Origin of the sequence: Mesorhizobium erdmanii USDA 3471 (assembly GCF_000472705.1) — a bacterium.
GTDB classification, from domain to species: domain Bacteria; phylum Pseudomonadota; class Alphaproteobacteria; order Rhizobiales; family Rhizobiaceae; genus Mesorhizobium; species Mesorhizobium erdmanii.
This window is the reverse complement of record NZ_AXAE01000005.1, coordinates 532842-540175: the sequence shown is the minus strand read 5'-3', so window position 1 is coordinate 540175 and position 7334 is coordinate 532842. Positions and strand designations below refer to the sequence as shown.

The window sequence follows — 7334 nt, the reverse complement described above, 5'->3', positions numbered from 1 at the left end:
CGATGCGCTGGCACCGACTGCTTGTCTCATCAAAAAAATCGAGCCACTGCTTTGAGATATCGCAGCCGACATAGTTCTGCATTATCATGTCCCACGCCTCTTCCTGTGGTGCGGGGTCTGCTTGGAACAGCCCCGTGCAACTGTTCAGGTTGATGGTTCACCGGTGGGAAGGGACCGAGCCATGCCGCGGCCTGTCCTCAAAAAGACGACCAGGATCCTCTCGGTCTCCTTCCCACTTCAATCATAGCATGGGAACAACACACAGGATCCTCGGGTCTCCGCGACAGAGCTTCGCTCCCGCTCTGCCCGTGGATGACGAAGTTGGAAAGGCTTCGGCGAACCTTCCTTGCCAGCAACCCTAAGCCGCCGATTGCGGCAGGACGAACGGCACATTGCCGGCCGGCAGAACGCCGACCCTCATCCGGCAGTCGAACACTTTCTCGATCAGGTCGTCGCTCAGCACATCCGACGGAGACCCGGTCGCGGCCAACCGGCCGCGATGCATGACGAAGATGCGGTCGGCATACATGGCCGTCAGGTTGAGGTCGTGCAGGATGGCAACCACGCCGCCGCCCCTTCGGGCGAAGTCGCGGGCGATGTTCATGATGATCAGCTGGTGCTTGATGTCGAGGCTGGAAACCGGCTCGTCGAGGAACAGATAGCGCGGTTTGCCGTCGAGCACCGGTGCCCAGACCTGGCAAAGCACGCGCGCAAGCTGGACGCGCTGCTGCTCGCCGCCTGAAAGCTCCTGATAGAAACGCCCGGCGAAACCATCAAGGTCGACACGCGCCAGCGCCCGTTCCGGCAGCCGCACGTCCTCGCCGGGCAAGGCACCCGAGCGGCCGCCGACAAGGCCCAGCTTGACCACCTCGCGCACCGTGAACGGGAAGGACAGCGTCGTCGCCTGCGGCAGCACCGCGCGATGCACGGCAATCTCGACCGGTTTCATCGAAGACAATCTCCGGCCGTTGAGGGTGATGCGCCCGGCATGGACGATCTCACCCGACAAGGCCTTTAGGAACGTCGTCTTACCGGATCCGTTGGGGCCGACGATCGCCGCGACCTCGCCGGGTCGCGCATCGAAATCGACATCGCCGACGATGCGCATGCCTGCGATATCAACCGAAACGTCCCTTGCCTCGATCATCCCAGCCTCACAATCCCAATCTCACAGATCGACCACGCCGCGTTTGCGCAGCAATATCCACAGGAAGAACGGCGCCCCTGATATCGCGGTGACGATGCCGATCGGCAATTCGGCCGGCGCGACGATGGTGCGGGCGATCGCGTCGGCCAGCAGCAGCAGCGAAGCGCCGAGCAGGGCGGAGGCCGGCAGCAGATAGCGATTGTCCGGACCGATCAGCAGGCGCAGCAGATGAGGCACGACGATGCCGACAAAGCCGATGCCGCCGCTGACGGCGACGGACGCGCCAACGGCAGCCGAGACACCGATGATCGCCGTATATTTCAGCCGCTGCACCGGAATGCCGAGATGGCCGGCGGTCGCCTCGCCCAGCGCCAGCGCATTGAGGCCCCGCGCAAGGAACGGCATCGCCGCCAGCGCCAGGATGATGATCGGCCCGACGGAACCGATCTTTTGCCATGTTGCGCCGCCGAGCGATCCGAGTTGCCAGAAAGTCAGATCGCGCAACTGGCGATCGTCAGCCACGAAGATGAGGATGCCGGTCAGAGCCATGGCAAGTGCCGCCAGCGCGATGCCGGCGAGCAGCGTGGTGGCGACCGAGGTTTGCCCGCGTCGCGTGGCAACCTGATAGAGCACCAGCGTCGTGGCAAGGCCACCGGAGAAGGCGGCCAGCGGCAGCGCGAGCGTCCCGAGCAAGGCCGTCACCGGCGCCAGCGCAGTGGTGCCAAGCACGATGACGGCTACCGCGCCGAGGCTGGAGCCGGCGGAAACGCCGATGAGGCCGGGATCGGCCAGCGGATTGCGAAACAGCCCCTGCATGACCGCGCCCGAAACCGCGAGCGCAGCCCCCACCAGCATGCCGAGGACGATGCGCGGCAAGCGGATGTCATAGACGATCAGGCTGTCGCGGGCGCTCAGCGCCGCATCCCTTGGAATGCCGCCAAAAAGCCAGTCCCCGATAACGTTGACGGCTGACGCGTCCGACGCCCCCGACGTCAGGGACAAGAACACAGAAGCCGCCAGTCCCAGCCACAGCAGCAGGATGACGATGCGGGCGCGGCCAGAGCGGTCGCCTTCTAATGCATTCGCCATCGCCTTCATCGGCCGGCGATCGATTGATTGACCATGATATGCCTGCTCAGTCCGTGACCTGCGCGCCATAGAGCGAGACGGCGAGGTCGTGGATGGCTTCGGCCGTGCGCGGCCCGAAGCCGAGCAGATAGCCGCCATCGATACGGATCACCTTGCGCGCGGCCCCAGCCGGCGTCGAGGCAACGGTGGGATTGCCGAACAACTCGTCGTCCGACACCGGCGGCCCGGCATTGCTCATCATCAGGATGACGTCAGGCCTGGCGGTGATGATCGCCTCGTCGAACATCTGCTTGTAGCCGGAGAAGCCATCCACGGCATTGACCCCGCCCGCCAGCTTGACCATGCCGTCGGCCGCCGTGTCGCTGCCGGCGGCCAGTATCTTGCCGCCCTGTATCGACAGCACGAACAGGATGCGCTTGCGCTGCTTGATCGAGGCGGTCTGCCTTTCAGCTGATGCCAGCTTCGCATCGAGCTCCTTGGCCAGCACCTCGGCCTTGGCACCGACGCCGAGCGCCTTACCGACGATCCGGACCTTTTCGAGGATACCTTCGTGGCTGTAGTGCTCGGGCACTTCGATGAAGGGTATGCTCGTCTTCTTCAGCACGTCGACCGCTTCTTTGGGGCCGCTGCCATGCAGCGCCAGGATGCCGGTCGGATTGACCGACAGCACACCTTCCGGCGACAGCGCGCGCATATAGCCGACATCAGGCAGGTCGAGCGCCGCTTTCGGATAGCGGCTGGTGGAATCGCGCGCCACCAGATGTTTTTCCTCGCCAAGCGCATAGACGATTTCCGTAATCGAACCGCCTATGGCGGCGATCTTCGACGTATCGGGAAAGACCGAGACGCCCTCGGTGGCGCTGGCCGGCTGCAGCGCGGTGACAGCCAAGGCGAGGCCGATCATCGGGCCGGCGATGGTCCTGGAAAAACAGCCCATTGTCGTTCTCCTCAGGCCGCTGTCGGGTTTGGCATGCGCGGCAGGTTCTCGGCCAGGAACCGCCAGTCGTCGCGCTCGCTCTCGCCTTCGTGGCGCTTGCCGAAGAATTGGATGATCATCTCGCCATTGGCGGCGTAGACCTCGAGCGAGGTGACATGGCCGTCCTTGGTCGGCTTGCGCACTGCCCAGACCTCATGAATGTGGTCGGTTCGCAGATGCAGATGGAAGGTTTCGTCCAGCACGTTGATCCACGGCCCCATCGGCTTGATCGACTTGATCGGCCCGGAATGGATCTGGATGCAGCCGCGGTTTCCCACGAAGCACATGATCGGCATCTCTCCTTCGGCGGCATGGTGGAACATGGCGCGGACCGCATCATTGTCGAGCAGCCAGGCATAGTCCGTGCCGACCATGCGCACCGCCTGGCGGCGGCTGAGTTTGAGCGTTTTCAGCATGCCGAAGAACTGGTGCACGTCGGTCAGCCGGCTCCATCGGTCGCGCAGATCGTCAAGGTTGGCGGTCGTCGCCGTGGCCTCGCCCTCATCGTCGAAGGCTTGCCCGGAGATGGCGACCGTCGGCTCCTGGTTCGACGATTCCAGCGAGGTGACCAGCTTCTGGTAGGCATAGAGGCTGGAGGTCGGCCGCAGATGCACCTTGTGCACCGCCTCGCCGGCCGCATCGAAGAACTGCAGGCTGCGGCGGATCTCGTCGCCGTCGCGCTTCTCCACGGCAAAGCCGTGCGCCCAGAGCTTCGGGAAGATGCGCAGGTCGATGTTCTCGCCAAGCACCATGGCATTGTGGTTGCCGGTGACGACCTTGTCGTAGACACCGATCTTCTCGTGCACGGCGCTCTCGTTGCGGGTCAGCGCCATCACCTCGCCGACTGCTTCGAGCCCGGTCAAAAGGTCGTTGACGCGCGGTTCGATGCGGATGACGCCATCGCCGCAATGGGCAGCGACCAACTCGGCTTCTGCAATGCCGAGTTGGGCAGCCAGGTCACGCTCGCGCGTTTTCAGATTCTCCGACCGTGCCCGCCGGATTTCGTGTGGGGCGGGTTTTGCGCACTGGTCCATGTCTCGTCCCTACTGCCTTGCTTTACTTGTTGAGAATGAGCTTGCCCTGACGGGTGATCTTCAGCCGGTAGAGGGCACCGTGATGCTCGATGCCAATCTCGTGCTCGCCCTGGAAAAGTGTGTTGCTGGAGAGAGTTCGCACCGCCAGCGGGATCCGATCGAAGCGGGCGGAGGCATCGTCGGAACGGCGGACGCGGTAGCGAAAGTCGTTGGGATTGTGGGTGTTCATCTGGGTCGATCCCTTTCCTGTGCCGGGCATCTGGCTAGGCGTTGCGCATTGCCGATTCATTTCTTGACTCGAATAATCATGTTTACTAGTCAGTGCAATACAGGATTAAATGAGTCAACATTTAGCACGCCGGACACGATCACAAATGCCAGCGAGCCTCGGCCAGCCAGCACGAAACCTGGAAATTTTGGAGTTGGGGCATGAGGGTGGCGATTTGGGAATGGCGTGGCTGGTCGGCCGCGAACGGTACGGCGGCTTTGTTGGCAAGCGTGGCGGCGATCGCCTTGGTCGCGCCGTCGGCCCACGCCCAACAGGCAACGCAGCCGGCGGGCGAGCACACGGATCAGTCGAAAAAGGCTGACCAGGAAGTGGCCGCCCCTGCGGGCGCGACGCTGCTCGACAAGATTCTGGTGCTCAGCCGCACCGGAGAAACGGCGATCGAATCGCTGGCCTCGGCCAGCCATCTCGACCAGGAACAGCTCGACCGACGCATGGCGACAACGCCGAACGAGATGCTGCTGGGCGTGCCCGGTGTTGCCGCGCAGGCCGACGCCAGGCGCGTCAGCACCAGCATCAACATCCGCGGCCTGCAGGATTTCGGCCGCGTCGCGGTCATTGTCGACGGCGCGCGCCAAGATTTCCAGCGCTCCGACCACGGCACTCAGTCGACCTTCTATATCGACCCCGAACTCGTCAAATCCGTCGACGTGATCCGCGGTCCAGTCGCCAACACCTACGGTTCGGGCGCCATCGGCGGCGTCGTCTTCTTCGACACCAAGGACGCCGCCGACTTCCTCAAGCAGGAAGAGACCTGGGGCGCTTCGGTGACGGGACGCTACGAGAGCAACGGCAAGGGCTGGACCACCAGCGCAACCGGCGCCTACCGTTTCAACGAGAACTGGGACGCGCTCGGCAACATCGTCTACCGCAACTATGACAACTACAAGGATGGCGGCGGCGACACTGTCAACGGGACCGGCTTCGACGTGCTGAGCGGCATGCTTAAGACCAGCATCCGGCCGACCGAAAACAGCCAGTTGAAGCTTGGCTGGGTCGGTTCAAGCGATGGCTGGAGCGAGATCAGCGGCGGCGTGCCGACAAATGACGTCGACCTGAAATCGAACACCTTCACCGCCCGCTACAACATCACTGACGAAAACAAGAGCTGGCTCGACCTGCATATCAACGCCTCCTACAACAAGACCGACCTAGGTCTGACCAGTCTCATTCCGCAGAACCGCTTCGACCCGGTCACGGGCCTGCCGGTGGTGCTGCCGACAGGCTCGACCTCGACCTTCGATATCGGCACGACCAGCATCGACATCTGGAACACGTCGGGATTCGAGACGGCCGGCGTCGCGCATGAACTGACCTACGGCGGCGACTGGGTGGGCGATAACGTCGAGACCGGCGGCTCCGCCGGCGGCGATAGTTTCTACACCCCTTCCGGCAAGCGCAACGTGCCCGGCGCCTATGTCCAGGACAAGCTCACCTGGGACTGGCTCGAGGTCATAGCCGGGCTGCGCTACGACAATTACAGCCTCAGGGACAGCACCCATGCGACATCGGGAGACCGTCTGTCGCCGCGCATCACTGTCGGCGTCACGCCATTCGAAAGCGCCGGCCTTGATGGACTGCAACTTTACGGCACTTATGCCGAAGGCTACCGGTCACCGTCGCTGACGGAAACGCTGATCAGCGGCAACCATCCCGCGGGCGTCACCTTCCCGTTCCTGCCCAATCCAAATCTCCGCCCTGAAACCGGCAAGACGACGGAGTTCGGCGTCAACTACAAGCAGAACGATATCCTCGAATCCGGTGACGCGCTCCGCATCAAGGCGGCCTATTTCCACAACGATGTCGACGACTATATCGATGGCGTGACCTTGTCGCCTTTCGCCCCGGGCAGCGGCTGCCCGTTCGGACCTGGCATTCCGATCTGCTTCCAGTATCAGAATTTCGCCCAGGCCAAGATCGACGGGTTTGAACTCGAAGGCGTCTACGATGCCGGATGGGGTTATGCCGGGCTTTCGGCCTCGATAACCAATGGCCACACCATTTCCTACAAGGGTGTCGAAGCGGACTTGGCCACCCTTCCCTCCTCGCAGGTCACCGCGCAGCTCGGCCTGCGCTTCCTCGAGGACAAGCTGACTGTCGGCGGCGAGGTGCAGTACAACGGCAAGCCGAAGGGCAATCCGATCGCCGAGGACTACACGCTGGTCAATGCCTTCGCCAGCTACCAGGCGACCGACAACCTGAAGATTGATTTCCGCGCCGACAATCTGTTCGACGTCAAGTACGCCAACCCTCTCAACGTCACCACGGCCGGCCAGCCGGCGCAACCGGTCTTCGCGGCCTATGAGCCCGGCATAACGTTGAAGCTGGCGGCAACCATGCGCTTTGGAGGCTGACAGACCGTGACGAGCTTGACGACATCCCTTCGTCTGCTGACCTCGACGCTGGCGATGTCGCTTGCGACGGTTCCGGCGTGGGCTGAGCAGTCCGCGCCGGTCCTGACCCTCGAACTCAATGCCGCGCTGCCCTCCGACAAGGGCTGCCGGCTGACCTTCCTGGTCAACAACAATCTCGGCGCCGACCTCTCCAAGACGGCATTCGAGATCGCCCTGTTCAACGAGGCCGGTGTCGTTGACCGGCTGACCGTCCTCGACTTCAAGGACCTGCCGTCAGGCAAGACCAAGGTGACGCGCTTCGATCTCGCCGGCGCCGACTGCACCAAGGTCAGCCGCGTCTTGATCAACAGCGCGACGGAATGCGCCGGTACTGGCATCGAACCGAACGCCTGCATGCGCAAATTGAAGACAGATACCAAGACCGGCATCGCTTTCGGCGTCTGAAGCA

At 63.1% G+C, this 7334-nt stretch carries 6 protein-coding genes and 1 pseudogene; 2 read left to right on the top strand and 5 right to left on the bottom strand.

Going from position 1 to position 7334, the window contains the following annotated elements; translation table 11 throughout:
- Positions 1 to 358: 358 nt before the first annotated feature.
- The 5 genes and pseudogenes from A3AU_RS0102565 to hemP all read right to left on the bottom strand — a co-directional run bounded on the left by A3AU_RS0102565 (position 359) and on the right by hemP (position 4475).
- A complete protein-coding gene (locus tag A3AU_RS0102565; protein WP_027051405.1) occupies positions 359 to 1147 on the bottom strand; it encodes a heme ABC transporter ATP-binding protein in 789 nt (262 codons plus the stop codon).
- Positions 1148 to 1168: 21 nt separating this feature from the next.
- Positions 1169 to 2271, bottom strand: a pseudogene (locus tag A3AU_RS0102560) (FecCD family ABC transporter permease).
- Positions 2272 to 2282: 11 nt separating this feature from the next.
- A complete protein-coding gene (locus tag A3AU_RS0102555; protein WP_027051403.1) occupies positions 2283 to 3173 on the bottom strand; it encodes a heme/hemin ABC transporter substrate-binding protein in 891 nt (296 codons plus the stop codon).
- 11 nt (positions 3174 to 3184) lie between these two features.
- Entirely contained in the window at positions 3185 to 4246 is a 1062-nt protein-coding gene (locus A3AU_RS0102550; protein WP_027051402.1) for a hemin-degrading factor, read from the bottom strand.
- A 22-nt stretch (positions 4247 to 4268) separates the two neighbouring features.
- A complete protein-coding gene (gene hemP, locus A3AU_RS0102545; protein ID WP_027051401.1) occupies positions 4269 to 4475 on the bottom strand; it encodes a hemin uptake protein HemP in 207 nt (68 codons plus the stop codon).
- A gap of 200 nt (positions 4476 to 4675) precedes the next feature.
- On the opposite strand from hemP, the gene A3AU_RS0102540 reads away from it, so the two are divergent.
- On the top strand, positions 4676 to 6886 hold the full coding sequence (locus A3AU_RS0102540) for a TonB-dependent hemoglobin/transferrin/lactoferrin family receptor (RefSeq protein WP_027051400.1): 2211 nt from the start codon (positions 4676 to 4678) through the stop codon (positions 6884 to 6886).
- A 6-nt stretch (positions 6887 to 6892) separates the two neighbouring features.
- Complete coding sequence (locus A3AU_RS0102535; RefSeq protein WP_027051399.1) at positions 6893 to 7330, top strand: hypothetical protein; 438 nt, start codon at positions 6893 to 6895, stop codon at positions 7328 to 7330.
- Positions 7331 to 7334: the final 4 nt, after the last annotated feature.

Bases quoted from the DNA above. Each gene is read 5' to 3' on its own strand.
- A3AU_RS0102555 (WP_027051403.1), bottom strand. From the start codon at position 3,173: ATGGGCTGTTTTTCCAGGACCATCGCCGGCCCGATGATCGGCCTCGCC.
- A3AU_RS0102565 (WP_027051405.1), bottom strand. From the start codon at position 1,147: ATGATCGAGGCAAGGGACGTTTCGGTTGATATCGCAGGCATGCGCATC.
- A3AU_RS0102550 (WP_027051402.1), bottom strand. From the start codon at position 4,246: ATGGACCAGTGCGCAAAACCCGCCCCACACGAAATCCGGCGGGCACGG.
- A3AU_RS0102540 (WP_027051400.1), top strand. From the start codon at position 4,676: ATGAGGGTGGCGATTTGGGAATGGCGTGGCTGGTCGGCCGCGAACGGT.
- hemP (WP_027051401.1), bottom strand. From the start codon at position 4,475: ATGAACACCCACAATCCCAACGACTTTCGCTACCGCGTCCGCCGTTCC.